31 protein-coding genes are annotated in these 24,235 nt (G+C 67.6%); all 31 read left to right on the plus strand.

What is annotated here, in order from left to right:
- Positions 1 to 15 precede the first annotated feature (15 nt).
- The 31 genes from R4I43_RS15050 to secY all read left to right on the plus strand — a co-directional run bounded on the left by R4I43_RS15050 (position 16) and on the right by secY (position 24,234).
- Positions 16 to 3,528, plus strand: coding sequence for an ADP-ribosylglycohydrolase family protein (locus tag R4I43_RS15050; RefSeq protein ID WP_324266245.1), 3,513 nt, complete (start codon positions 16 to 18; stop codon positions 3,526 to 3,528).
- Entirely contained in the window at positions 3,525 to 4,961 is a 1,437-nt protein-coding gene (locus R4I43_RS15055) for a TNT domain-containing protein (RefSeq protein WP_324266246.1), read from the plus strand. The genes R4I43_RS15050 and R4I43_RS15055 overlap by 4 nt, the downstream gene beginning before the upstream one ends.
- A 509-nt stretch (positions 4,962 to 5,470) precedes the next feature.
- Positions 5,471 to 5,845 carry a 30S ribosomal protein S12 gene (gene rpsL, locus R4I43_RS15060; protein ID WP_009948619.1) on the plus strand — a complete coding sequence of 125 codons (375 nt, stop codon included), beginning with the start codon at positions 5,471 to 5,473 and terminating at the stop codon, positions 5,843 to 5,845.
- Positions 5,845 to 6,315 carry a 30S ribosomal protein S7 gene (gene rpsG, locus R4I43_RS15065; protein WP_324266247.1) on the plus strand — a complete coding sequence of 157 codons (471 nt, stop codon included), beginning with the start codon at positions 5,845 to 5,847 and terminating at the stop codon, positions 6,313 to 6,315. The genes rpsL and rpsG overlap by 1 nt, the downstream gene beginning before the upstream one ends.
- A gap of 96 nt (positions 6,316 to 6,411) precedes the next feature.
- Positions 6,412 to 8,514 carry an elongation factor G gene (fusA, locus tag R4I43_RS15070; RefSeq protein WP_324266248.1) on the plus strand — a complete coding sequence of 701 codons (2,103 nt, stop codon included), beginning with the start codon at positions 6,412 to 6,414 and terminating at the stop codon, positions 8,512 to 8,514.
- 200 nt (positions 8,515 to 8,714) lie between these two features.
- The gene (gene tuf, locus R4I43_RS15075) at positions 8,715 to 9,908 is read left to right on the plus strand and encodes an elongation factor Tu (RefSeq protein WP_324266249.1); all 1,194 of its coding nucleotides are present in this window, start codon (positions 8,715 to 8,717) and stop codon (positions 9,906 to 9,908) included.
- 543 nt (positions 9,909 to 10,451) lie between these two features.
- On the plus strand, positions 10,452 to 10,757 hold the full coding sequence (gene rpsJ, locus R4I43_RS15080; RefSeq protein WP_009948626.1) for a 30S ribosomal protein S10: 306 nt from the start codon (positions 10,452 to 10,454) through the stop codon (positions 10,755 to 10,757).
- A 35-nt stretch (positions 10,758 to 10,792) separates the two neighbouring features.
- Positions 10,793 to 11,443: a 50S ribosomal protein L3 gene (gene rplC / locus R4I43_RS15085; protein ID WP_324266250.1), complete on the plus strand. Its 651-nt coding sequence runs from the start codon at positions 10,793 to 10,795 to the stop codon at positions 11,441 to 11,443.
- Complete coding sequence (rplD, locus tag R4I43_RS15090) at positions 11,443 to 12,126, plus strand: 50S ribosomal protein L4 (RefSeq protein ID WP_324266251.1); 684 nt, start codon at positions 11,443 to 11,445, stop codon at positions 12,124 to 12,126. Before rplC ends, rplD begins: the two co-directional genes overlap by 1 nt.
- Complete coding sequence (rplW, locus tag R4I43_RS15095; protein WP_093414194.1) at positions 12,123 to 12,422, plus strand: 50S ribosomal protein L23; 300 nt, start codon at positions 12,123 to 12,125, stop codon at positions 12,420 to 12,422. Before rplD ends, rplW begins: the two co-directional genes overlap by 4 nt.
- A gap of 31 nt (positions 12,423 to 12,453) precedes the next feature.
- Positions 12,454 to 13,287 carry a 50S ribosomal protein L2 gene (rplB, locus tag R4I43_RS15100; protein ID WP_093414192.1) on the plus strand — a complete coding sequence of 278 codons (834 nt, stop codon included), beginning with the start codon at positions 12,454 to 12,456 and terminating at the stop codon, positions 13,285 to 13,287.
- Positions 13,288 to 13,305: 18 nt separating this feature from the next.
- The gene (gene rpsS, locus R4I43_RS15105; RefSeq protein WP_093414191.1) at positions 13,306 to 13,587 is read left to right on the plus strand and encodes a 30S ribosomal protein S19; all 282 of its coding nucleotides are present in this window, start codon (positions 13,306 to 13,308) and stop codon (positions 13,585 to 13,587) included.
- A 42-nt stretch (positions 13,588 to 13,629) separates the two neighbouring features.
- Entirely contained in the window at positions 13,630 to 14,043 is a 414-nt protein-coding gene (rplV, locus tag R4I43_RS15110) for a 50S ribosomal protein L22 (RefSeq protein WP_281455384.1), read from the plus strand.
- A complete protein-coding gene (gene rpsC / locus R4I43_RS15115; RefSeq protein ID WP_324266252.1) occupies positions 14,043 to 14,894 on the plus strand; it encodes a 30S ribosomal protein S3 in 852 nt (283 codons plus the stop codon). The genes rplV and rpsC overlap by 1 nt, the downstream gene beginning before the upstream one ends.
- 3 nt (positions 14,895 to 14,897) lie before the next feature.
- Entirely contained in the window at positions 14,898 to 15,317 is a 420-nt protein-coding gene (gene rplP / locus R4I43_RS15120) for a 50S ribosomal protein L16 (RefSeq protein WP_132624366.1), read from the plus strand.
- A complete protein-coding gene (rpmC, locus tag R4I43_RS15125; RefSeq protein ID WP_093414185.1) occupies positions 15,317 to 15,559 on the plus strand; it encodes a 50S ribosomal protein L29 in 243 nt (80 codons plus the stop codon). Before rplP ends, rpmC begins: the two co-directional genes overlap by 1 nt.
- Positions 15,556 to 15,831, plus strand: a complete 276-nt coding sequence (gene rpsQ, locus R4I43_RS15130; protein WP_324266253.1) for a 30S ribosomal protein S17 — start codon at positions 15,556 to 15,558, stop codon at positions 15,829 to 15,831. Before rpmC ends, rpsQ begins: the two co-directional genes overlap by 4 nt.
- 210 nt (positions 15,832 to 16,041) lie before the next feature.
- A complete protein-coding gene (gene rplN, locus R4I43_RS15135; protein ID WP_010315405.1) occupies positions 16,042 to 16,410 on the plus strand; it encodes a 50S ribosomal protein L14 in 369 nt (122 codons plus the stop codon).
- Positions 16,411 to 16,412: 2 nt separating this feature from the next.
- Positions 16,413 to 16,727 (plus strand): 50S ribosomal protein L24, encoded by a 315-nt coding sequence (gene rplX, locus R4I43_RS15140; protein WP_132673941.1) that lies wholly within the window; start codon positions 16,413 to 16,415, stop codon positions 16,725 to 16,727.
- Between the two features lie 2 nt (positions 16,728 to 16,729).
- Positions 16,730 to 17,293 (plus strand): 50S ribosomal protein L5, encoded by a 564-nt coding sequence (gene rplE / locus R4I43_RS15145; protein ID WP_324266254.1) that lies wholly within the window; start codon positions 16,730 to 16,732, stop codon positions 17,291 to 17,293.
- Between the two features lie 3 nt (positions 17,294 to 17,296).
- A complete protein-coding gene (locus R4I43_RS15150; protein WP_132624378.1) occupies positions 17,297 to 17,482 on the plus strand; it encodes a type Z 30S ribosomal protein S14 in 186 nt (61 codons plus the stop codon).
- A 242-nt stretch (positions 17,483 to 17,724) separates the two neighbouring features.
- Entirely contained in the window at positions 17,725 to 18,123 is a 399-nt protein-coding gene (gene rpsH, locus R4I43_RS15155; RefSeq protein WP_132624380.1) for a 30S ribosomal protein S8, read from the plus strand.
- 16 nt (positions 18,124 to 18,139) lie between these two features.
- Positions 18,140 to 18,679, plus strand: a complete 540-nt coding sequence (gene rplF, locus R4I43_RS15160) for a 50S ribosomal protein L6 (protein ID WP_324266255.1) — start codon at positions 18,140 to 18,142, stop codon at positions 18,677 to 18,679.
- Between the two features lie 2 nt (positions 18,680 to 18,681).
- A complete protein-coding gene (gene rplR / locus R4I43_RS15165) occupies positions 18,682 to 19,080 on the plus strand; it encodes a 50S ribosomal protein L18 (RefSeq protein ID WP_324266256.1) in 399 nt (132 codons plus the stop codon).
- Positions 19,081 to 19,115: 35 nt separating this feature from the next.
- Positions 19,116 to 19,727 (plus strand): 30S ribosomal protein S5, encoded by a 612-nt coding sequence (gene rpsE / locus R4I43_RS15170; RefSeq protein ID WP_324266257.1) that lies wholly within the window; start codon positions 19,116 to 19,118, stop codon positions 19,725 to 19,727.
- Positions 19,728 to 19,732: 5 nt separating this feature from the next.
- The gene (gene rpmD, locus R4I43_RS15175) at positions 19,733 to 19,915 is read left to right on the plus strand and encodes a 50S ribosomal protein L30 (RefSeq protein WP_093414171.1); all 183 of its coding nucleotides are present in this window, start codon (positions 19,733 to 19,735) and stop codon (positions 19,913 to 19,915) included.
- 1 nt (position 19,916) lies between these two features.
- Positions 19,917 to 20,366, plus strand: a complete 450-nt coding sequence (rplO, locus tag R4I43_RS15180) for a 50S ribosomal protein L15 (RefSeq protein WP_324266258.1) — start codon at positions 19,917 to 19,919, stop codon at positions 20,364 to 20,366.
- A gap of 351 nt (positions 20,367 to 20,717) precedes the next feature.
- Positions 20,718 to 21,209 (plus strand): hypothetical protein, encoded by a 492-nt coding sequence (locus tag R4I43_RS15185; RefSeq protein ID WP_324266259.1) that lies wholly within the window; start codon positions 20,718 to 20,720, stop codon positions 21,207 to 21,209.
- Between the two features lie 12 nt (positions 21,210 to 21,221).
- Positions 21,222 to 21,869, plus strand: a complete 648-nt coding sequence (locus R4I43_RS15190) for a hypothetical protein (RefSeq protein ID WP_324266260.1) — start codon at positions 21,222 to 21,224, stop codon at positions 21,867 to 21,869.
- Positions 21,870 to 22,037: 168 nt separating this feature from the next.
- Entirely contained in the window at positions 22,038 to 22,637 is a 600-nt protein-coding gene (locus R4I43_RS15195) for a hypothetical protein (RefSeq protein ID WP_324266261.1), read from the plus strand.
- Between the two features lie 283 nt (positions 22,638 to 22,920).
- Complete coding sequence (gene secY, locus R4I43_RS15200; protein ID WP_324266262.1) at positions 22,921 to 24,234, plus strand: preprotein translocase subunit SecY; 1,314 nt, start codon at positions 22,921 to 22,923, stop codon at positions 24,232 to 24,234.
- The last annotated feature ends 1 nt before the right edge of the window (position 24,235 follow it).

The raw sequence follows: 24,235 nt of genomic DNA on the forward strand, positions 1-24,235 counted from the left end.
ATTGAGGAGAAGGCGATGACCGACCCGCAAGGACAGTTGAGCTGGGCCGATCGTTTCCGTGGTGCGCTGCTCGGCGGCGCCGTGGGCGATGCCCTCGGTGCCGGGGTGCGGCACACCACGACCGCCGAGATACAGCAGTGGTTCGGGCCGCGCGGCGTCGTCGACTACCTCCCCGTCTACGGGCGGCGCGGAGCCGTCACCGACCTGACGCAGCTGACCGTGTTCACCCTCGAAGGCCTGCTGCGCGCCAAGGCCGAGGGCTGCACCGGGTTACCCACCGAGTTCGTCTTCGCCAACCACCTGCGCTGGCTGCACACCCAAGGCGTGCCGTGGGAGTACGCGATGTCGGCGTTCGTGGCGACCGAACCCGCGCCCACGAGCTGGCTGCTGGAACGCCGCGAGCTGTACTCCACCCGCAACCCGGCCGGCAACGCCCTCGGACTGCTCGGCCGCATGGCCGCGCGATCCCCGCTCGGTCCCGACGGCCGGCTGCACCCGCCGGTGGAAGCCGACGGTTCCGCCGACCACCCGGTGCTGGCCGCGCCCGCGATGGTGTGGTCCAACGTGCCCGAAGGCGTGTACTCGGCGGGCGCCAGCATCGCGAACCTGTACACCTCCGGCGCCAACTCCATCGCCGCCGCCGGACTGCACGCCGACGTGCTCGCGCAGCTCATCCGCGGCCTGCCGCTGTGGGACGCCGTCACCCACTCCGACCAGCGCAGGCTCAACGCCGCCTACCGCGTTCCCGGCGTGCCCGCCGACGTGCGGCGGACCGTGCACGCGGCCATGTTCGTCGGCCAGCGCGGCGGAACCCCCGGTCCGCTGGACATCGACATCGAGTTCGACGTGACCGACAAGCCCGGTGAGCTCGGGATCGCGCTCGCCGCCGTCGGCAGCACCCGCACCTTCGCCGACGCGGTCCACGTCGCGGTCAACAACTCCGCGGACAGCGCCGTCACCGGTGCGCTCGCCGGGCAGCTCGCGGGCGCCATCCACGGGCCCGCCGGGATTCCTGCTCAGTGGCTGGACGAGCTCGAGCTCCGGCAGGTCATCGAGACCCTGTGCGGTGACGCGACCGAGGCCTTCGCCCCGCCGCCACCGCCGCAGTGGGCGCAGCGCTACACCCGGGCGCCCCAGACCGGCCCGCGGCAGATCTCCTCCGGACCCGCGAAAACCGTTGAGGGATCGGCGGAGCAGACGATGGTGATGCCGGCGATCAAGGCCGACTCGCCCCCGCCGCAGGTCCCCACCCCGGAACAGGCCCCCGCCCCGGAACAGGCTGCCGCGCAGCCGCCCGTCCCCGAGCCGCCGGCCGCGCCGGAACCGCCTGCACCGCAGGAGGTTCCGCGCTTCGAGACGCAGATCGGCGCCCCGACCTTCCCGGCGCCGGTGAAGCAGTCCGAACCCGAGCCGGAGGCCGAGACCGAGACCACCGCCGTGTTCGCCGCGATCGGATCCGACCCGGAACCCGAGCGGGCCCCCGTCGACCTCGAGCCGCGTCCCCGCACGCCGATCGACCTCGACCCGGGCGAGGTGGAAGAACCCGAGCCCGAGGTCGAAGAACCCGCACCGGTGCCGGAAACGCCCCGGGTCGACCTCGAACCCGAACCCGAGCCCTACTTCGGGCCTGAGTCCGACCTCGGGTCTGCGTCCGAACCCGAGTCCGACCTCGAGCCCGAACCGGAGTCGGAGGCCGAAACGACGCAGGTCGTCGAGGCCGTTCAGGACTCCGGCGAACCCGAACCCGACGACGTGACCGTGGTCGACGTGAGCGGCATCGGCTCGCCCTTCGACCTGATCGCGGTCAGGGAGCGCGACGACAACGAGCCGGAGCCGGACGCGCGCTTCACCCGCGACTCCGACCCGGAACTCCGCTTCGCCGACGCCGAACCCGAACCGGCGCCGATCGACCTGACCCCGGAACCCGACGTGATGCCCGCGGTCGCGGCCCTGCCGTCCCTCACCCCGGAGCCGGACGAGGACCTGGACGAGTCCACTGCGGACCCGGCGGGCGAAGCCGACGAACCCGAGGACGACGTCGAGGCAGAACCCGAGGACATCGTCGAGGAAGAGCCGGAAGAGGTCGCGTCCGACGAGGCCGTTGCTCCCGACGAGGACGTTGCTCCCGACGAGGACGTTGCTCCCGAAGACGACACCGCCACCGAGGCGGAGGAGACCGTCGCCGAGCCGGCCGAACCGGAAGAACCGCAGGTCACCGAGGCCCTTCCGGCTCCCGGTCGCCGACGCGTGCACGCCAAGAGCGAAGGCCCAGGGGACGCGGCGCCGTCGCTGACCGAGCGGGTGCTGGGCTGCTTCCTCGGCGGTGCCCTCGGTGACGCGCTCGGCGCGGATCTGGAGTTCAGCACCGCCGCGCAGATCACCGAGCGCTTCGGCGAGACCGGACCCAGCGGCCTGCGCGAGGCCTACGGCGTGCACGGGGCGATCACCGACGACACCCAGATGACGCTGTTCACCGCCGAGGGCCTGGTCCGGGGCAGCGTCGCCGCGCGCACCCTCGGCTCCGAGGACCCGCTGCCCGAGGTGCAGCTGGCCTACCAGCGCTGGCTGCACACCCAGGGCGTCGAGTGGGACGCGGCCGCGGGCGCGTTCCTCGCCGACAACCCGGTTCCCGACGGCTGGCTCATCGAGGTCCCGGGGCTGTTCAGCACCCGCGCGCCGGGCAAGACGATCTTCCGGGCGCTGACCGCCTTCGGCGAGGGTCGCCCGGCCGGTTCGCTGACCGAGAAGGTCAACGACTCCAAGGGCTGCGGTGGTGCGATGCGCGCCGCTCCGGTCGCCCTGACCTCCACCGATCCCGCGGAGGTGTTCGAACTCGCGGCGCGCACCGCCGCGCTGACCCACAGCCACCCGGCCGGCTACCACTCAGCGGGCGCGCTGGCGGTGATCGTGCAGCAGGCGCTGCTCGGCCGCAGCCTCGACGACGGCGTGTGGCTGGCGCTGCAGGTGCTGGAGACCTGGGACGACCACGACGAGACCACCGCCGCGATCAAGGCCGCCGTGGACCTGGCCGCCGAGGGCGTGCCGACGCCGGAGCGCCTCGCCGAGGTCCTCGGCGGCGGTTGGGTCGGCGAGCAGGCCGTGGCCATCGCGGTGTGCGCGGCGCTGGTCGCCGGTGAGGACGTGGAGCTGGCGCTCAAGATCGCCGTGCACCACGACGGCGACAGCGACTCCACCGGCGCGATCTGCGGCAACATCGTCGGCGCGCTGCGGGGCGTCGGCGCGCTGCCGCTGGACTGGCTGGCCGAGCTGGAGCTGCGCGACGTCATCGAGCAGATGGCGCTGGACTGCGTCGCCGAGTTCGGCCGCGGCGGGTTCCAGCCAGGTCGCGCCGCCATCGACCCGCCGTCCGATCATGACTGGAACGAGCGCTACCCGGTCCGACCGCCGTGGTCGGCCGAACCCGCCACCGTCGGCGCGGAGGCGGGCGGGTTCCCGTCGCCGAAGCCGGCGCCGCGCCGCCGCCTCGACGGGGTGGCGCACACCGACACCGCTGAGGGGGACAGTTGATCAACGTCAGGCAGGGTGACCCGTTCCCGGTTCACCCGCCGTTCCCGGCGCCGGCCGCTTTCGGCGCCTTCCCGGACCGCTCCGCGCAGCTGGAGGGGCTGCTGCAGGAGCTGCGGGCGGTGGCGGGGTCCACCGAGGTCCGCTGCACCGCCCTCGGGACCCGCTACGAGACCGACGCCGGTGACGAGGTCTTCGAGCTGCTGCGCAGGCTCCGCGACGTCGGCTACACCCCGGACACCGGGGCCTGGACCTCCGCGGTGCTCTCCGGAGGCGAGCTGCGCACCTCCTACGGCGAACCGCAGTGGCGGACCCCGCCGGAGGACGGCCGCGCGCACCTCGACGAGCTGCGCTTCTACCCGCGCCGCAGCCCCGAGCAGTGGCTGCTAGCCCCGGCCTGGGACTACTTCGTCGACGCCGTCACCTACCCGGACGGCGCGACCGGACCGCTGCGGATGCTGCCGCTGTTCGACGGCCGCGACGCGCAGGGCAGGCCGCAGGTGTTCCGCCCGTCGGTGCCGTGGATCGAGAAGCGCGAGGTCTTCAGCTACCTCAACGGGGGCGAGATCGTGCTGTCGGCGATGTCCACCGACGCCGACGAGCTCGACCCGCACCGCCGCCCCGAGGTGCCCAAGCAGTTCCACACCGACGGCGTGTGGGTGTGGCCGCAGGCGATGGCCTACTACCTCGAAGAGCACGACATCGCTCCGCCGCCGGAGTTCCTCGACCACATCCGCCGCGCCCGCTACCAGGCGCCGACCACGGTCGCCGACGTGCGCTCGGCGGAGGCCAAGGCGCTGATCCTGGCGGCCGACCCGGCCTCGCTGCTGGCGCGGCAGCCGGCGGAGGCGTTCAACGCGGTCGGCGCGCACCTGGCAGCGCAGGGCGTGAGCAGCCGCTTCTACAGCTTCGAAGAGCCGGTCGGCGGTGGCTGGAGCATGCGCCCCGAGCCGGACGGCTGGTGGGCGGTGGAGGCCCACGACGACCGGCCGAACCCCAAGCACCGGTTCCCGGACCCGTGGACGGCGGGTTTCTTCCTGATCGGTGCGATGACCGTGGAGCGCGAGCGCTACCTGCGCGAGCCGGACGAGCCGCTGCAGGACTTCGAGTGCCCGTGGCCGGAGATGGCCGACGAGCCGCCGCTGTCGTCCTACGACCAGAAGTTCGTGGTCGTGCTGCAACCGGGCGACGAGCTCGACCGCTTCGGCGAACCGACCGGCAACACGGCGTTCGTCGCGGGCACCACGATCCCGCAGCGGAGCCTGCCCCCGGGCCGCGAGCCGGGTCCGTACCGCCGCTACCGGGTGGTGCGGGCGTTCGAGGCGATCACCGGCATCGCCCGGCCCGACCACGGTCAGGTCGGCGGCGGCACCGCCTACGTGCTGCCCAACTCGGTCAAGGTCCTCGCCGAAGAGGGCTGGCTGTCCGAGGTCTGATCCACCGCCTGGAACGGGGTGTCCCGCGTGGACACCCCGTTCCCGCTTGGCGGGAGGGTCTTGTCACGCGGGGTAGAGTGGCGTGCAGAAGTTGACGCGAGCTCGCACCTCATTTGTGGCGCACTGGCCGCGCCGGGTGATCGAGCAGGTCAAGGGGACCCCCGTTTTGACCCTCTGAGAACGGGGCGGGTATCTTTGTTTATCGGACCCGACGCCAATCGGGTCGATCCGCATGCCCGTGCATGACGTGGCCGCCTCGAGAGGAGGGCCGCGGCAGCGCCGAGGATGTGTGGAACTCCTCCGAAAACCCTCTGGGGTCGTTCTCGGTTCCGGCCGAAACAGGCGCTGCGGGGGGCCGAGGAGCGGGCGACACGCCCGACCTCGTGTGCGGGGGAGTCCCGAAACACAGTGCCTGACAGGTGCTCGACGCCCAGGGCACGCCGAAGCTCGAACGAGCGGCTGCTTGGTCGAGTACCTAAAAGACGCGAACGCTGACAGAAAGCCGGTCCATGCCCACCATCCAGCAGCTGGTCCGTAAGGGCCGCCAGGACAAGGTCGCCAAGACCAAGACCGCGGCGCTCAAGGGGAGCCCGCAGCGGCGTGGCGTGTGCACCCGCGTGTACACGACCACCCCGAAGAAGCCCAACTCGGCCCTGCGCAAGGTCGCTCGTGTCAAGCTGACCAGCGGCATCGAGGTCACGGCCTACATCCCGGGTGAGGGCCACAACCTGCAGGAGCACTCGATCGTGCTCGTTCGTGGCGGCCGTGTGAAGGACCTTCCCGGCGTGCGCTACAAGATCATCCGCGGTTCCGCTGACACCCAGGGTGTGAAGAACCGCAAGCAGGCTCGCAGCCGCTACGGCGCGAAGAAGGAGAAGAGCTGATGCCCCGCAAGGGTCCGGCCCCGAAGCGGCCGCTGCACGCTGATCCCGTGTACGGCTCGCCGCTGGTCACGCAGCTGGTGAACAAGGTCCTCGTGGACGGCAAGCGTTCGCTGGCCGAGAAGATCGTGTACGCGGCCTTGGAAGGCTGCCGGGAGAAGACCGGCACCGACCCGGTCGTCACGCTCAAGCGTGCCCTGGACAACGTCAAGCCGACCCTGGAGGTCCGCAGCCGCCGCGTGGGTGGCGCGACCTACCAGGTGCCGATCGAGGTGCGGGCCGGCCGGTCCACCACCCTCGCGCTGCGCTGGCTGGTCAGCTACTCCCGGCAGCGCCGCGAGAAGACCATGGTCGAGCGCCTGATGAACGAGCTGCTGGACGCGAGCAACGGCCTCGGCGCGAGCGTCAAGAAGCGTGAAGACACGCACAAGATGGCGGAGTCCAACAAGGCCTTCGCGCACTACCGCTGGTGAAATCTGGTGGGTCTTGCCCGCCAGCCGAACCGATTCGACAGCTTTGCACCTGTCACCGCGACTTGCACCTGCTGTTAGGGAACGGGGAAGAATCTCGTGGCACGCGACGTGCTGACTGACCTGACCAAGGTCCGCAACATCGGCATCATGGCCCACATCGATGCGGGCAAGACCACCACGACCGAGCGGATCCTGTACTACACCGGGATCACGTACAAGATCGGCGAGGTGCACGACGGCGCCGCGACGATGGACTGGATGGAGGAGGAGCAGAAGCGGGGTATCACGATCACCTCGGCTGCTACCACCACCTTCTGGGGCGACACCCAGATCAACATCATCGACACCCCCGGCCACGTCGACTTCACCGTCGAGGTGGAGCGCTCGTTGCGCGTCCTCGACGGCGCGGTCGCGGTGTTCGACGGCAAGGAAGGTGTCGAGCCCCAGTCCGAGCAGGTCTGGCGCCAGGCGGACAAGTACGAGGTTCCGCGCATCTGCTTCGTCAACAAGATGGACAAGCTGGGTGCGGACTTCTACTACACCGTCGGCACCATCGAGGACCGGCTCAACGCCCGTCCGCTGGTCCTGCAGCTGCCCATCGGTGCCGAGTCCGACTTCCAGGGCGTCATCGACCTGGTCCAGATGAAGGCTCTGACCTGGCGCGGCGAGGTCCAGAAGGGCACCGACTACGCGGTCGAGGAGATCCCGGCGGAGCTGGCCGACAAGGCCGCCGAGTACCGGGAGAAGCTGGTCGAGGCCGTTGCCGAGACCGATGAGGCCCTCATGGAGGCCTACTTCGGTGGCGAGGAGCTGACCGAGCAGCAGATCAAGGAGGGCATCCGCAAGCTGACCCTGGAGCGCGAGGCGTTCCCGGTGCTGTGCGGTACCGCGTTCAAGAACAAGGGCGTTCAGCCCATGCTCGACGCGGTCGTCGACTACCTGCCCTCGCCGCTGGACGTCCCGCCGGTGCAGGGAACCCTGCAGGACGGCGAGACCCCGGCCGAGCGCAAGGCCAGCACCGAAGAGCCCTTCGCCGCCCTGGTCTCCAAGGTCGCGGTGCACCCGTTCTTCGGCAAGCTGACCTACGTCCGGGTCTACTCCGGCAAGGCCGCTTCCGGTGCCCAGGTCATCAACTCGACCAAGGGCCGCAAGGAGCGCATCGGGAAGATGTTCCAGATGCACTCCAACAAGGAGAACCCGGTCGAGGAGATCCAGGCGGGTCACATCTACGCGGTGATCGGCCTCAAGGAGACCACCACCGGTGACACGCTGTGCGACTCGGCGAACCCGATCGTCCTCGAGTCGATGACGTTCCCGGCGCCGGTCATCGAGGTGGCCATCGAGCCCAAGACGAAGGCCGACCAGGAGAAGCTGTCCACGGCGATCCAGAAGCTCGCCGAGGAAGACCCGACGTTCCAGGTCAAGCTGGACGACGAGACCGGTCAGACCATCATCAAGGGCATGGGTGAGCTGCACCTCGAGGTGCTGGTCAACCGCATGAAGACCGACTTCAAGGTCGAGGCGAACATCGGTAAGCCGCAGGTGGCCTACCGCGAGACGATTCGCAAGACGATCGAGAAGTACGAGTACACGCACAAGAAGCAGACCGGTGGTTCCGGTCAGTTCGCGCGTGTGATCATCAGGCTCGACCCGATCGAGCAGACGTCCGACAGCGCGACCTACGAGTTCGACAACAAGGTCACCGGCGGTCGGATCCCGCGGGAGTACATCCCGTCGGTCGACCAGGGTGCGCAGGACGCCATGCAGTACGGCGTGCTGGCCGGCTACCCGCTGGTCGGCGTGAAGGTGACCTTGCTCGACGGCCAGTACCACGAGGTCGACTCGTCGGAAATGGCCTTCAAGGTCGCCGGTTCGATGGCGCTCAAGGAATCCGCCGCCAAGGCGTCTCCGGCGCTGCTCGAACCGATGATGGCGGTCGAGGTGACCACGCCCGAGGACTACATGGGCGAGGTCATCGGCGACCTGAACTCCCGCCGTGGTCACATCCAGGCCATGGAGGAGCGCAGCGGTACCCGCGTCGTCAAGGCTCTCGTGCCGCTGTCCGAGATGTTCGGGTACGTCGGCGACCTGCGGTCCAAGACCCAGGGTCGTGCCAACTACTCGATGGTGTTCGACTCCTACGCCGAGGTTCCGGCCGGTGTGGCTAAGGAGATCATCGCCAAGGCAACGGGCGAGTGACCCGCTGGCCGGCCTCGGGTGACCGGGGTCGGCCAAGAGGCGACGCCTCGCGAAGGCGACCGGGGAGCAATCCCCTCCAGACGGCGGCGAGCGGGCCGCGACCAATTCGGAAGCGCTCCGCTCGTCACCTACCCGACAGGACTCCGCCTGGCACAACAAGTCGTACGGCGGAAAGTTAACAAGTCCAGGAGGACAATCCAGTGGCGAAGGCGAAGTTCGAGAGGGACAAGCCGCACGTCAACATCGGGACCATCGGTCACGTTGACCACGGCAAGACCACGCTCACCGCAGCCATCACCAAGGTTCTGCACGACAAGTACCCGGAGCTGAACCCCTTCACGCCGTTCGACGAGATCGACAAGGCGCCGGAGGAAAAAGAGCGCGGCATCACGATTCAGATCGCGCACGTGGAGTACCAGACGGAGAAGCGTCACTACGCTCACGTCGACGCTCCGGGTCACGCTGACTACGTGAAGAACATGATCACCGGTGCCGCCCAGATGGACGGTGCGATCCTGGTGGTCGCCGCGACCGACGGCCCGATGCCGCAGACCCGCGAGCACGTGCTGCTGGCTCGCCAGGTCGGCGTCCCCTACATCCTGGTCGCGCTGAACAAGTCCGACATGGTCGACGACGAGGAGATCCTCGAGCTCGTCGAGATGGAGGTCCGCGAGCTGCTGTCGTCCCAGGAGTTCCCGGGCGACGACGTGCCGGTCGTTCGCGTTTCCGCGCTGAAGGCGCTGGAGGGCGACGAGGAGTGGGCCAACAAGATCGTCGAGCTGATGGCCGCCGTCGACGAGAACGTTCCGGACCCGGTGCGTGACACCGACAAGGCGTTCCTGATGCCGGTCGAGGACGTCTTCTCGATCACCGGCCGCGGCACCGTGATCACCGGCCGCATCGAGCGCGGTGTCATCAAGGTGAACGAGGAGGTGGAGCTCGTCGGCATCAAGGAGAAGCCGCTCAAGACCACCGTCACCGGTGTCGAGATGTTCCGCAAGCTCCTCGACGAGGGCCAGGCGGGCGACAACGTCGGTCTGCTGATTCGCGGTATCAAGCGCGAAGAGGTCGAGCGCGGCATGGTCGTCGTGAAGCCGGGCACCACCACCCCGCACACCGAGTTCGAGGCTCAGGTCTACATCCTGTCCAAGGACGAGGGTGGCCGTCACACGCCGTTCTTCAACAACTACCGTCCGCAGTTCTACTTCCGGACCACGGACGTCACCGGCGTTGTGACCCTGCCCGAGGGCACCGAGATGGTCATGCCGGGCGACAACACCGAGATGTCGGTCCAGCTGATCCAGCCCATCGCGATGGACGAGGGTCTGCGCTTCGCGATCCGCGAGGGTGGCCGCACCGTCGGTGCCGGCCGCGTCACCAAGATCACCAAGTGATGTGACGAGGACCCGCTTTCCGCTCGGGAAGCGGGTCCTCTCTTGTTTTGCGGTGACTTCGGTCCCGTAAAGCTACCCCCGATTTGGGGTGGTGCAGAGGATGTGCCATCCTATATGGGTTGCTCGTTCAGGGCGGCCGGAATTTCAGGCCTCCGCTCGGTTCTTCCGGTGCTGGTAGCCGCGATGAAGCTCCGGCCGCCTTGGTGCGAGGGCCTCACGCCCTTGTTCGGTGTTCGGCTCCGTTCTCCTCGGAATCCGATCCCCCGGCCGCTCGGTCGGCCGAGCAGGGCACAAGAAAGGTGTACGGGCCTCCGGGCCCACCCCATCGGCGACGTTCGAGGGGACCGGTCTGCGACAGCCGGGCGACACGCCCGACCGCGTGTACCGGGCACCTACACACCTGAACAGGGGCGGACTGAGAGCTGTGACGGCTCCCGGTAATCGGGGACGACACCAAGCTGAGGGCCGTGAGGGGCACCGATGGGTGCGCCCTGCACCCATGTACCTAACCGCGGCACGAGACTAGAGGAACGGCAAGCCACCATGGCGGGACAGAAGATCCGCATCCGGCTCAAGGCCTACGACCACGAGGCGATCGACGCGTCCGCACGCAAGATCGTCGAGACCGTGACGCGCACCGGCGCTCGGGTCGTCGGGCCGGTGCCGCTGCCCACTGAGAAGAACGTCTACTGCGTCATCCGCTCCCCGCACAAGTACAAGGACTCGCGGGAGCACTTCGAGATGCGGACGCACAAGCGGCTCATCGACATCCTCGAACCGACGCCGAAGACGGTCGACGCGTTGATGCGCATCGACCTGCCGGCCAGCGTCGACGTGAACATCCAGTAAGGCACGGCGACGAGGTAGCGGAGAGAACGAGACCAATGTCTGACAGGCAGATCAAGGGGATTCTGGGCACGAAGCTCGGCATGACCCAGGTCTTCGACGAGAAGAACCGGGTCATCCCGGTGACCGTCGTGCAGGCCGGGCCGAACGTGATCACCCAGATCCGGACCCCCGAGAAGGACGGCTACTCGGCCGTGCAGCTGGCGTTCGGCGCCATCGACCCCCGCCGGGTGAACAAGCCGCGCAGCGGCCACTTCACCAAGGCCGGTGTCACCCCGCGCCGCCACGTCGTGGAGCTGCGCACCGCCGACGCCGGCGAGTACGAGCTCGGCCAGGAGATCGGCGCGGACCTCTTCGAGGCCGGCGCAGTGGTCGACGTGGTCGGCACCAGCAAGGGCAAGGGCTTCGCGGGCACGATCAAGCGGCACGGCTTCCACCGCCAGCCGATGAGCCACGGTGCTCAGGCCGTGCACCGCAAGCCGGGTTCCATCGGCGGTTGCGCGACCCCCGGTCGCGTCTTCAAGGGCATGCGCATGGCGGGGCGGATGGGTTCCAACCGCGTCACCACGCAGAACCTGAAGGTGCACAAGGTCGAGGGCGACAACGGCCTGCTGCTGATCAAGGGCGCCGTGCCCGGCCCCAAGGGCGGCCTGGTGCTGGTTAAGAGCCCCGCGAAGGGTGGTGCGTGATGAGCTTGACGCTCGACGTCCGTACCCCGGACGGCAAGACCGACGGCACCGTCGAGCTGCCGGCCGAGATTTTCGACGCGCAGGCCAACGTGGCGCTGATGCACCAGGTCGTCGTGGCCCAGCTGGCCGCGGCTCGCCAGGGCACGCACGCCACGAAGACCCGCGGCCAGGTCTCCGGCGGCGGCAAGAAGCCGTACCGGCAGAAGGGCACCGGTAACGCCCGTCAGGGCTCCATCCGCGCGCCCCAGTTCACCGGTGGTGGGACCGTCCACGGCCCGCAGCCGCGGGACTACACCCAGCGGACCCCGAAGAAGATGAAGGTCGCCGCCCTGCGCGGTGCCCTCTCCGACCGGGTCCGCGCCGGCCAGCTGCACGTGGTCACCGGCGTTGTCGGCGGCGAGCAGCCGTCCACCAAGTCGGCCAAGACCGCGCTGCGGAACTGGACCGAGGCCAAGAAGGTTCTGGTCGTGCTCGACCGCCACGAGGAGCAGAACTCGTGGCTGAGCCTGCGGAACCTTGAGAACGTGCACCTGATCGACCCGGGTCAGCTGAACACCTACGACGTGCTCAACAGCGACGACGTGGTGTTCACCAAGGCCGCCTACGACCGCTTCGTCGCAGGCCCGGCCAAGGGCCGGTCGGTCAAGGCCGCCGCTTCTTCCGCTGAGGAGGCAGAGCAGTGAGCGCCGACCCCCGGGACATCATCCTCAAGCCGGTGATCTCCGAGAAGAGCTACGGGCTGCTGGAGCAGTCGCAGTACACCTTCTTGGTGGACCCGCGCTCGAACAAGACCGAAATCAAGATCGCCATTGAGCAGATCTTCGACGTCAAGGTCGCCAGCGTCAACACGATCAACCGCAACGGCAAGCGCAAGCGCACCCGCACCGGGTTCGGCAAGCGCAAGGACACCAAGCGGGCGATCGTCACCCTGACGCCGGAGAGCAAGGCGATCGAGATCTTCGGCGGTCCGGCCGCCTGACGGTGCTGATTAGGACGAGGTTGCTTTAGAAATGGGCATTCGCAAGTACAAGCCGACGACGCCTGGCCGTCGTGGCTCGAGCGTGTCCGACTTCGCCGAGATCACCCGGACGGAGCCGGAGAAGTCGTTGATCGTCCCGCTGAACCGCAAGGCGGGCCGCAACGCTCAGGGCAAGATCACCACGCGGCACAAGGGTGGCGGTCACAAGCGGGCCTACCGCCTGATCGACTTCCGCCGCAACGACAAGGACGGTGTGCCGGCCAAGGTCGCGCACATCGAGTACGACCCGAACCGCAGTGCTCGGATTGCTCTCCTGCACTACGCCGACGGCGAGAAGCGCTACATCATCGCGCCGAACGGTGTGAAGCAGGGCGACGCGATCGAGAGCGGCGCTCGGGCCGACATCAAGCCGGGTAACAACCTGCCGCTGCGCAACATCCCCACCGGTACCGTGATCCACGCGATCGAGCTCCGCCCCGGTCAGGGCGCGAAGATCGCTCGCTCGGCCGGTGCCCGGGTGCAGCTGGTGGCCAAGGACGGGCCGTACGCCCAGCTGCGGATGCCCTCGGGCGAGATCCGCAACGTGGACGCGCGCTGCCGTGCCACCGTCGGCGAGGTCGGCAACTCGGAGCACGCCAACATCAACTGGGGCAAGGCCGGCCGCATGCGGTGGAAGGGCAAGCGCCCGACCGTCCGCGGTGTCGTCATGAACCCGGTGGACCACCCGCACGGTGGTGGTGAGGGCAAGACCTCCGGTGGTCGCCACCCGGTCAACCCGAACGGCAAGCCGGAGGGTCGTACCCGTCTCCGCAAGCCGAGTGACAAGCTCATCGTCCGCCGCCGCCGTACCGGCAAGAAGCGCTGAGCAGGGAGGTAAGCAAACATGCCACGCAGCCTGAAGAAGGGCCCGTTCGTGGACGACCACCTGCTCAAGAAGGTGGACGCGCTTAACGAGTCGGGCAAGAAGACCGTGATCAAGACCTGGTCCCGTCGGTCCACGATCATCCCGGACATGCTGGGCCACACCTTCGCGGTGCACGACGGTCGCAAGCACGTCCCGGTGTTCGTCACCGAGGCGATGGTGGGTCACAAGCTGGGCGAGTTCGCCCCGACCCGCACTTTCAAGGGCCACGTCAAGGATGACCGGAAGTCGCGCCGCCGCTGAGCGGGTCTGTGACACGAACGAGTAAGAGCAAGGGGTAGCAGGATGACAGCCCGTTCCGACTCCACTGCGGCGGAAGCCCCGCACGCAGTGGCGCGGGCCCGGTTCGTCCGCGTGTCGCCGATGAAGGCGCGACGCGTGGTCGAGCTCATCAAGGGCCGGAGCGCCAGCGATGCCCTGGCCGTGCTTCAGTTCGCGCCGCAGACCGCCAGCGGTCCGGTGTCGAAGGTGCTCGCCAGTGCGATCGCCAACGCGGAGAACAACCTTTCCCTCGACCCCGACACGCTGGTCGTGCGCCACGCGTACGTGGACGAGGGTCCGACGTTGAAGCGGTTCCGGCCGCGCGCGCAGGGTCGTGCGTACCGGATCCGGAAGCGGACCAGCCACATCACGGTCGAGGTTGAATCTCGGCCTGCGGCGACCAAGTCCCGAAAGAGCCAGAAGGGGAGTGCCCGGTAGTGGGTCAGAAGATCAACCCGCACGGCTTCCGACTCGGCATCACCACGGACTGGAAGTCTCGCTGGTACGCCGACAAGCAGTACTCGGAGTACGTCGCGGAAGACGTCAAGATCCGCCGGCAGCTGTCTCGCGGGATGGAGCGCGCTGGGATCTCGAAGGTGGAGATCGAGCGCACCCGTGAGCGCGTCCGCGTGGACATCCACACCGCCCGGCCGGGCATCGTCATCGGCCGTCGCGGTGCCGAGGCGGACCGCATCCGCGGTTCGCTGGAGAAGCTGACCGGTAAGCAGGTTCAGCTCAACATCCTCGAGGTCAAGAACCCCGAGGCGGACGCCCAGCTGGTCGCACAGGGTGTGGCCGAGCAGCTGTCCAACCGCGTGTCCTTCCGGCGCGCGATGCGCAAGGCCATTCAGTCGGCCATGCGCTCGCCGCAGGTCAAGGGCATCCGGGTGCAGTGCGGCGGTCGTCTGGGTGGCGCGGAGATGTCGCGCTCGGAGTTCTACCGCGAGGGTCGCGTTCCGCTGCACACGCTGCGCGCGGACATCGACTACGGCTTCTTCGAGGCCCGCACCACCTTCGGGCGCATCGGCGTCAAGGTGTGGATCTACAAGGGCGAGCTGGTCGGTGGCCTGAAGCAGAAGCAGCAGGAGTCCGAGGTTCGTCCGCCGCGCGGCGGCGGCAACGACCGCAACGAGCGTGGTGGCCGCGGTGACCGCGGTGGCCGTCGCCGGGGCGGTGCGGACCGTGGCGGCGAGCGCGGTGCAGCTGACAAGTCCGCCAAGGCCGACAAGCCGGCCGAGTCGGGCGAGCAGCCGCAGGCTGCTGCGGCTGAAGAGAAGACGGAGGGCTGAGACGTGCTCGTCCCACGCAGGGTGAAGTGGCGCAAGAGCCACGCGCCGAAGCGTAAGGGCTTCGCCAAGGGTGGCACCCGGATCAGTTTCGGCGAGTACGGCATTCAGGCGATCGAGCACGGCTACGTGACCAACCGTCAGATCGAGTCGGCCCGTATCGCCATCACCCGGCACGTCAAGCGTGGCGGCAAGGTGTGGATCAACATCTTCCCGGACCGCCCGCTGACCAAGAAGCCGGCCGAAACCCGTCAGGGTTCCGGTAAGGGTTCGCCGGAGTCCTGGGTCGCCAACGTCAAGCCCGGACGCATCATGTTCGAGCTGACCTTCCCGAACGAGAAGACGGCGGTCGAGGCGCTGACTCGTGCGGCGCACAAGCTCCCGATGAAGTGCAAGATCGTGTCCCGCGAGGGTGGTGACTTCTGATGGCAGCGGGTGTCACCGCATCCGAGCTCCGCGAGCTGAACAACGAGGAGCTCGTGCAGCGGCTGAAGGAATCGAAGGAAGAGCTGTTCAACCTCCGGTTCCAGATGGCCACGGGTCAGCTGCAGAACAACCGGCGGCTGCGCGTCGTCCGCCAGGACATCGCCCGGATCTACACCATCATGCGCGAGCGCGAACTGGGCCTGACGGTTAACCCCGAAGGCGCTGAGGAGGGCGCGGCATGAGTGAGAAAGGACAGGGCGTGGAGCGCAACAGCCGGAAGGTGCGCGAGGGCTACGTCGTCTCGGACAAGATGGACAAGACGATCGTGGTCTCCCTGGAAGACCGCAAGAAGCACGCCCTCTACGGCAAGGTCATGCGTCAGACCACCAAGGTCAAGGCGCACGACGAGGCCAACACCGCCGGTATCGGCGACCGGGTGCTGCTGATGGAGACCCGGCCGCTGTCGGCCAGCAAGCGCTGGCGACTGGTCGAGGTCGTCGAGAAGGCCAAGTAATCAACAAAGTTTTGGGTAGTCCTGCGTAGTGGGTCAGGTGCACCCTGCGCAGGGGTTCTCAAGACGACACGGCGAACCGGCCGGTCGCCGGCAAGATCAGCGGCCGGCCGTTTCGCTTGTGGTAGTTGACCGCGCGTGTCAGGTCGGCAATTTGGCACGCCAGAGTGTGTCCGGGCACAAGGTTCGGGCACTTAGGGTCAGGAGTCATACGTGATCCAGCAGGAGTCGCGACTTCGCGTCGCCGACAACACCGGGGCCAAGGAGATCCTCACGATCCGTGTCCTCGGTGGGTCGGGCCGGCGCTACGCGGGCCTCGGGGACATCATCGTGGCGACCGTCAAGGAAGCCATCCCCGGTGCCGGAGTCAAGAAGGGCGATGTGGTCAAGGCCGTCATCGTCCGGCAGAAGAAGGAAAAGCGTCGCGCGGATGGTTCCTACATCCGGTTCGACGAGAACGCCGCCGTCCTGGTCAAGCCGGGTGGCGAGCCGCGGGGTACCCGCATCTTCGGGCCGGTGGCCCGAGAGCTGCGCGACAAGAAGTTCATGAAGATCATCTCGCTCGCGCCGGAGGTGCTGTGATCATGAAGATCAAGAAGGGCGACACGGTCGTCGTCATCTCCGGTAAGGACAAGGGCGCCAAGGGCAAGGTCATCCAGGCCATGCCGGCGGAGCAGCGGGTCCTGGTCGAGGGTGTCAACCGGATCAAGAAGCACACCAAGGTCTCCCGGACCGAGCGTGGCGCGCAGTCCGGCGGCATCGTCACCCAGGAAGCCCCGATCCACGTGAGCAACGTGATGGTCGTGGACTCGGACGGAAAGCCGACCCGCGTCGGTCACCGCATCGACGAGGACGGCAAGAAGGTTCGCGTCTCGCGCCGCAACGGTAAGGACATCTGATCATGACTACTGCTGAGAAGATCGTCCCCCGGCTCAAGACCCGGTACCGCGAGGAGATCCGCCAGGCCCTGAACGAGGAGTTCAACTACTCCAACGTCATGCAGGTGCCGGGCGCGGTCAAGGTCGTGGTCAACATGGGTGTTGGCGACGCCGCGCGGGACAGCAAGCTGATCGAGGGCGCGGTCCGCGACCTCGCCGCGATCACCGGCCAGAAGCCCGAGATCCGTCGGGCCCGCAAGTCCATCGCGCAGTTCAAGCTGCGCGAGGGCCAGCCGATCGGCGCGCGGGTGACCCTGCGCGGCGACCGCATGTGGGAGTTCCTGGACCGCCTGGTCACCATCGCGCTGCCGCGCATCCGTGACTTCCGCGGTCTCTCGCCGAAGCAGTTCGACGGCAGGGGCAACTACACGTTCGGCCTCAACGAGCAGTCGATGTTCCACGAGATCAACCCGGACAACATCGACCGCCCGCGGGGTATGGACATCACCGTCGTTACCACTGCCACCAACGATGACGAGGGCCGGGCGCTGCTGAAGCACCTGGGCTTCCCGTTCAAGGAGAACTGAGCGATGGCGAAGAAGGCGCTGGTTATCAAGGCGGCCCAGAAGCCGAAGTTCAAGGTTCGCGGCTACACGCGCTGCCAGAAGTGCGGTCGCCCGCGTTCGGTGTTCCGCAAGTTCGGTCTGTGCCGCGTTTGCTTCCGCGAGATGGCGCACGCGGGCGAGCTGCCCGGCGTGAGCAAGTCCTCCTGGTGAGCATCCGCCTGCTTCAGGGTCCCGGTTGCCCGGTCTGAACCGGCGACCCTTACCCTGAAGCAGGCACTACCAGGGCTGATGCCCACGCTCCGCACGCGAGCCGTGCTTGTGCACGACTAAACAGGGCCCCGTCACCGTGGCGGGAGGCCCCGAACTTCGTCCAGGCCAGAGCCCAGACGTCCGCCCGAAGGGCGTGACCGGTCCGGGGTCATCGGAACCAGACGAGAAAGGTTGAGCAGGTCATGACGATGACCGATCCGATCGCAGACATGCTGACGCGTCTGCGCAACGGAAACTCGGCATACCACGACGAGGTCGTGATGCCGCACTCCAAGCTGAAGGCGAACATCGCCGAGATCCTCAAGCGGGAGGGCTACGTCGCCGGCTCCCGCGTCGAGGACGGGGAGACTCACAAGAACCTCGTCGTCGAGCTGAAGTACGGCCCGAACCGCGAGCGGAGCATCGCGGGCCTGCGCCGGGTCTCCAAGCCCGGTCTGCGGGTCTACGCCAAGTCCACGAACCTGCCCAAGGTTCTCGGTGGTCTGGGCGTCGCCATCATCTCGACCTCCGGCGGTCTGGTGACCGACCGGCAGGCCATGAAGAAGGGCGTGGGCGGGGAAGTCCTCGCCTACGTCTGGTAAGGGAGGAGGAGCGGCTATGTCGCGCATCGGAAAGCTGCCGATCACCGTCCCCTCCGGCGTCGAGGTGAGCATCGACGGCCAGGCGGTGACCGTGAAGGGCCCCAAGGGCGAGCTTGCCCACCAGGTCCGCGAGCCGATCGTCGTCGAGAAGGACGAGGACGGCGCGGTGCTGGTCAAGCGCCCCGACGACGAGCGGGAGAGCCGGTCGCTGCACGGGCTGACCCGGACTCTCGTGAACAACATGGTGATCGGCGTGAGCCAGGGCTTCCAGAAGGACCTGGAGATCCAGGGCGTCGGTTACCGAGTGCTGCAGAAGGGATCGAACCTCGAGTTCTCCCTCGGCTACAGCCACCCCATCGTGATCGAGCCGCCGGACGGCATCCAGTTCGCGGTCGACGGCCCGACCAAGCTTTCGGTCAAGGGCATCGACAAGCAGCTGGTCGGCGAGATCGCGGCTCGTATCCGAAAGCTGCGCAAGCCCGACCCGTACAAGGGCAAGGGTGTCCGGTACGCGGGTGAGACCATCCGCCGCAAGGTCGGAAAGACGGGTAAGTGACCATGAGCGAGACAGCTACCAAGCGCAAGCCGGTTGGCAAGGACATCTCGACCAAGCGTCGGCTCTCCCGCGCCAAGCGTCACACGCGCCTCCGGAAGAAGATCCTGGGCACCGCCGAGCGCCCGCGTCTGGTCGTCACCCGGTCGCTGCGCAACATCACCGCGCAGGTCATCGACGACACCAAGGGGCACACCCTCGCGTCGGCCACGAGCCTGGAGTCCGAGCTCCGCGGCTTCGAGGGCGACAAGAAGGCCGTGGCCACCAAGGTCGGCGAGCTCGTCGCCGCCCGTGCCAAGGACGCCGGTGTCGAGAAGGTCGTGTTCGACCGCGGCGGCAACGCCTACCACGGTCGCGTGGCCGCTCTGGCCGACGCCGCCCGTGACGGCGGACTGGAGTTCTGACAAGTGCGTAAGAACGAGACTGGAAGGGACGCCTGATGCCTGGACGCACTCGGCGTGAAGGCGGGGAGTCCGGCGGCAAGGACCGCCGGGACCGCCGCGACGGCGGCCGTGGCGGGGCGGCCCAAGAGAAGACCCCGCAGTTCGAACGTGTCGTGACCATCAACCGCGTCGCGAAGGTCGTCAAGGGTGGTCGGCGCTTCAGCTTCACCGCTCTCGTCGTCGTCGGCGACGGTGACGGCATGGTCGGTGTCGGCTACGGCAAGGCCAAGGAAGTTCCCGCGGCCATCGCCAAGGGCGTCGAGGAGGCGAAGAAGAACTTCTTCCGCGTCCCGCGCCTGGGCGGCACCATCACGCACCCGGTGCAGGGCGAGGACGCCGCGGGCATCGTGCTGCTGCGTCCGGCCAGCGCCGGTACCGGTGTCATCGCTGGTGGCCCGGTGCGCGCGGTGCTCGAGTGCGCCGGTGTCCACGACGTGCTGAGCAAGTCGCTGGGCTCGGACAACCCGATCAACATCGTGCACGCCACGGTGGACGCCCTCAAGCAGCTGCAGCGTCCGGAGGAGGTCGCGGCTCGCCGTGGCCTGCCGCTGGAAGATGTCGCTCCGGCGTTCATCATGCGCGCGCGTGCCGCCGGGACGGGGGTCTGATCGTCATGGCACAGCTCAAGATCACTCAGGTGCGCGGGCTGGTCGGCACCAAGCAGAACCAGCGCGACACCATGCGCAGCCTCGGTTTGCGCAAGATCCGTCAGTCCGTGGTTCGCCCGGACGACTCGAACGTGCGCGGCATGGTCAATGCCGTCCGTCACCTGGTGACGGTCGAGGAGGTCGACTGACATGGTCATCAAACTGCACGACCTGCGTCCGGCCCCCGGTGCCAAGCGCGACAAGATCCGCGTCGGCCGCGGTGAGGGCTCCAAGGGCAAGACCGCCGGCCGCGGTACCAAGGGCACCAAGGCCCGCAAGAACGTCTCCCCTCGTTTCGAGGGTGGGCAGATGCCGATCCACATGCGGCTCCCGAAGCTCAAGGGCTTCAAGAACCGCTTCCGCACCGAGTACCAGGGTGTGAACCTCGGCAAGCTGGTCCAGGCGTTCCCCGAGGGCGGCACCGTCGGTTTCGACGAGCTCGTCGCCAAGGGCCTGGTCAAGAAGAACGAGCTGGTGAAGATCCTCGGCGACGGGGACCTGGAGGGCGTCAAGTTGGACGTCACCGCTCACGCCTTCACCGGCAGCGCTCAGGAGAAGATCACCGCCGCCGGCGGTTCGGTCACCAAGATCGAGCGCTGATCTGGCTCCAGTAGAAGACCCGCCATCCCACCGGGAAGGCGGGTCTTTTATTTTTCCCGTTTCGGGCCCCTTCTTTTTCCTGATTCCCACAACTTCCCAGTCGCGATACGGTGCGCGTTCGGGAAATCACCCTTGGCAGTTCACTTAGCCGGTTCGCGAGTTCTCCGGCCGCGATATGCGCGAACGACGTGACCCCTCTTCAGTCGAAAGTGATCCACCGAAGAGTTTCAAGCGAAGGTGGGCCCGGACGGCGACTCTTCGTCGGTGTTGCTGCCGTCACACAACTCCTTAGCTTTGGCGGCGCCGTTTCACCCGGACGGCGCTGGTCAATCGAGGGAGGAGCGACGGCATATGCGACCACGACAGGTGGGGCGGCGTGCCGTTCTGGTGATCGTCGCGGTGTTGGCCGCGGTTGTCCCGGGAGCAGCGGTGGCCCAGGCGGGCGGGCACACCGCACCGCCGCCCGAATCGCACTGCAGCTACCACTTCAGCACCGGCGAGACCACGTGCTTCACGACGCTGGCCGAAGCCACCGCGCAGTCCAGGGACGCCCGCGGCGACGTCATCCAGGCGACGCTGTTCGCCGACCCCAACTACGGCGGCAGCAGCTTCACCGTCTACGGCTCCGAGATGTGCGAGAAGGACGGCGTCGTCAACTTCCAGATCAACCTGCCCGACGACTGGAAGAACATCGTCTCCTCGGTGCAGCCGTGGGGCGGTTGCTGGGTGTGGCTGTACCCGGAGCCCGATCTGGGCGGCGAGCGCGACGGGCCGTTCAAGGAGAACACGCCCGACGTCGGCGGAATGATGAACGATTGCACCCAGTCCGTCGGTCTGAGCTGAGGGGATTTCGCGATGCACGCACGAACGATCCGCGCTCTGGTGGCCTCCGCGAGCGTGCTGGGCGCGCTGGCCGTGCCCGCCACCGCCAACGCCGAGGACGCCGGCGTGATCAACGCTCGGGGTGTCAACGCCGCTGACGAGCCGACGGTGCGCGAGCTGCTGGAGAAGTGCGACAACGGCACCGACAGCTGCGTGTTCCACCCGGCGGGCGAGCCCGAGTACTTCACCGCGGACGCCAAGCAGGTCGGCGACCCGGTCTACAACTGCACCCCCGACGACCAGCGCCACAACGTCAGCTGGTCGGACACCACCTCGCAGAGCAACAGCGTCGGCCTGTCGATGACCACCGAAGCCGGTTTCGGCAAGGTCTTCGCCGTCAGCTACGAGCAGACCTTCCAGCACACCTGGGAGGAGTCCCACACCGAGTCGCAGACGACCTTCGTCGACACCCGCTCGCACCAGGTCGGCTGGGTGGAGCGGGCCGCGCAGATGCAGAAGGTGCGCGGCACCTACGAGCTGCACTTCGAGGACAAGTTCCACGACCACTACATCTGGTACGTCAACGACTTCGAGGCGACCGGTCCCGCCCAGGACTCGTCGACCGCGGTCAGCCAGCACACCCGCGACATGTCCCAGGAAGAGATCGACGCCTGCCCGTGACGTCCCCCAGGGGTGACCGGATTACCGCCGTGATCCGTTCCCCGATCACGGCGGTAATCCGGTCCCCTCCCCGAATACCGCCGTAATCCGGTCACCGAATACCGGAGTAATCCGGGTGCCGGAGACGGGTGTCATCGGTCGAACGGGAACCTGATCGAGAGGAACTCGATGATGAAGCGCATCGCGATGAGCTGCGTGTCGGCGATCGGGGCGGCCCTGCTGCTGGCCCCGCCCGCCTCGGCGGCCGACGAGCCCACGGTTCGCGAGCTGCTGGAGAAGTGCAACAACGGCACCGACAGCTGCGTGTTCCACCCCTCGGGAGAGGTCGAGTACTACCAGAACACCTCCGAGGAGGTCGGCGCTCCGGTCTTCAACTGCACCGACAAGGAGCAGATGATGAACGTCGCCTGGTCCGACAGCACCGCCGAGAGCAACAGCGTGGGGCTGTCGATGAGCACCAGCTTCGGCGAGGTGTTCAAGGTGACGTTCAAGGCCACCTACGGTCACGAGTGGCGGTCCGAGCACACCGAGTCCCAGACCACCTACATCACGGTGCGTCCCGGCGAGGTCGGGCAGGTCTACCACGGCGCGAAGATGCAGAAGGCCAAGGGGACCTACGAGCTGCACTTCGAGGACAAGTTCTACGACCACTACATCTGGTACGTGAACGACTTCGAGGCCAGCGGTCCGGCCGATGATCAGGGCGGCACGGTCACCCAGTCGACGCGCCCGATGACCGACGAGGAGAAGCAGGCCAACTGCGGCTGACCGAGTGATCGTCGACCGCCACCAACACCGCAGGTCAGGCTGGGAATAACGGCAACCGCGCTCGCGAGGGCGCGGTTGCCGCTGCTTGGCGGCGATGTTGCGAAACGTTGATCGTCGTGAGGGTTCGGTCGCTGTCCGTATCCGCCTCGCGGCCTGCTAAAGTCGCGCGGTAGTGCCGTGGGTGACCACGGCCTTGTCCAAGGAGTTTCCCGCCGTGCCGGCTGGCGAAGCCGGCCGCTTGTTTTCCGGCCGGTTCCGACCGGCTCGCGTACAGGAGGTTCGCGTGCTCGGCGCCTTCCGCTCGGCTCTGGCAACGCCGGACCTGCGCCGCAAGATCCTGTTCACGCTGGGAATGGTGGTGCTGTACCGCCTCGGCGCGACGATCCCGTCGCCCGGTGTGTCGTACCCGAACATCCAGCAGTGCATCCAGCAGATTCAGGGCAGCGGCGCTCAGAGTGTCTACTCACTGCTCACCCTCTTCAGCGGCGGCGCGCTGCTGCAGCTGTCGGTGCTGTCGCTGGGCATCATGCCCTACATCACGGCGAGCATCATCATCCAGCTGCTGCAGGTGGTCATCCCGCGCTTCGAGCAGCTGAAGAAGGAAGGCCAGTCCGGCCAGGCCAAGCTCACCCAGTACACCCGGTACCTGACGATCGCGCTGGCGGTCCTGCAGGGCACCGGCATCGTCGCGCTCGCGGTGCGCGGGCAGCTGTTCCAGGGCTGCTCGGTCTCGCCGATCCCGGACGACTCCGTGCTGAACCTGATCACCATCGTGGTGGTCATGACCGCCGGTGCCGCCGTCCTGATGTGGATGGGCGAGCTGATCACCGAGCGCGGCATCGGCAACGGCATGTCGCTGCTGATCTTCGTCTCGATCGCCTCGCGGATCCCGGCCGAGGGCGGCAACATCCTGACCTCGCACGGCCCGCTGGTGTTCGCGATGGTCTGCTTGTTCGCGGTGGCGATCATCGCCACCGTGGTCTTCATCGAGCAGGCGCAGCGCCGGATCCCGGTGCAGTACGCCAAGCGCATGATCGGCCGCAGGATGTACGGCGGCACGTCCACCTACCTGCCGCTGAAGGTCAACCAGGCCGGTGTCATCCCGGTCATCTTCGGTTCGTCGCTGCTGTACCTGCCGCAGCTGATCGGTCAGCTGGCCGGCAACCAGGACAGCTGGTGGGCCCGCTTCCTGCAGACCTACATCGTCGATCCGTCCAGCTGGGTGCACATCCTGCTGTACATGCTGCTGATCATCTTCTTCGCCTACTTCTACGTGTCGATCACGTTCAACCCGGAAGAGCGGGCGGACGACATGAAGAAGTTCGGCGGCTTCATCCCCGGCATCCGGCCCGGTCGGCCGACCGCGGAGTACCTGAGCTTCGTGCTCTCCCGCATCACGCTGCCCGGCTCGTTGTACCTGGGCATCGTGGCGATCCTGCCGATGTTCTTCCTGGGCTTGACCGGTGGTCAGGGCCAGAACCAGAACTTCCCGTTCGGCGGCACCGCGGTGCTGATCATGGTCAACGTGGGCCTGGACACGGTGAAGCAGATCGAGAGCCAGCTCACGCAACGCAAGTACGAGGGCTTCCTCCGGTAGC

Source organism: Saccharopolyspora mangrovi, assembly GCF_035320975.1.
GTDB classification, from domain to species: domain Bacteria; phylum Actinomycetota; class Actinomycetes; order Mycobacteriales; family Pseudonocardiaceae; genus Saccharopolyspora; species Saccharopolyspora mangrovi.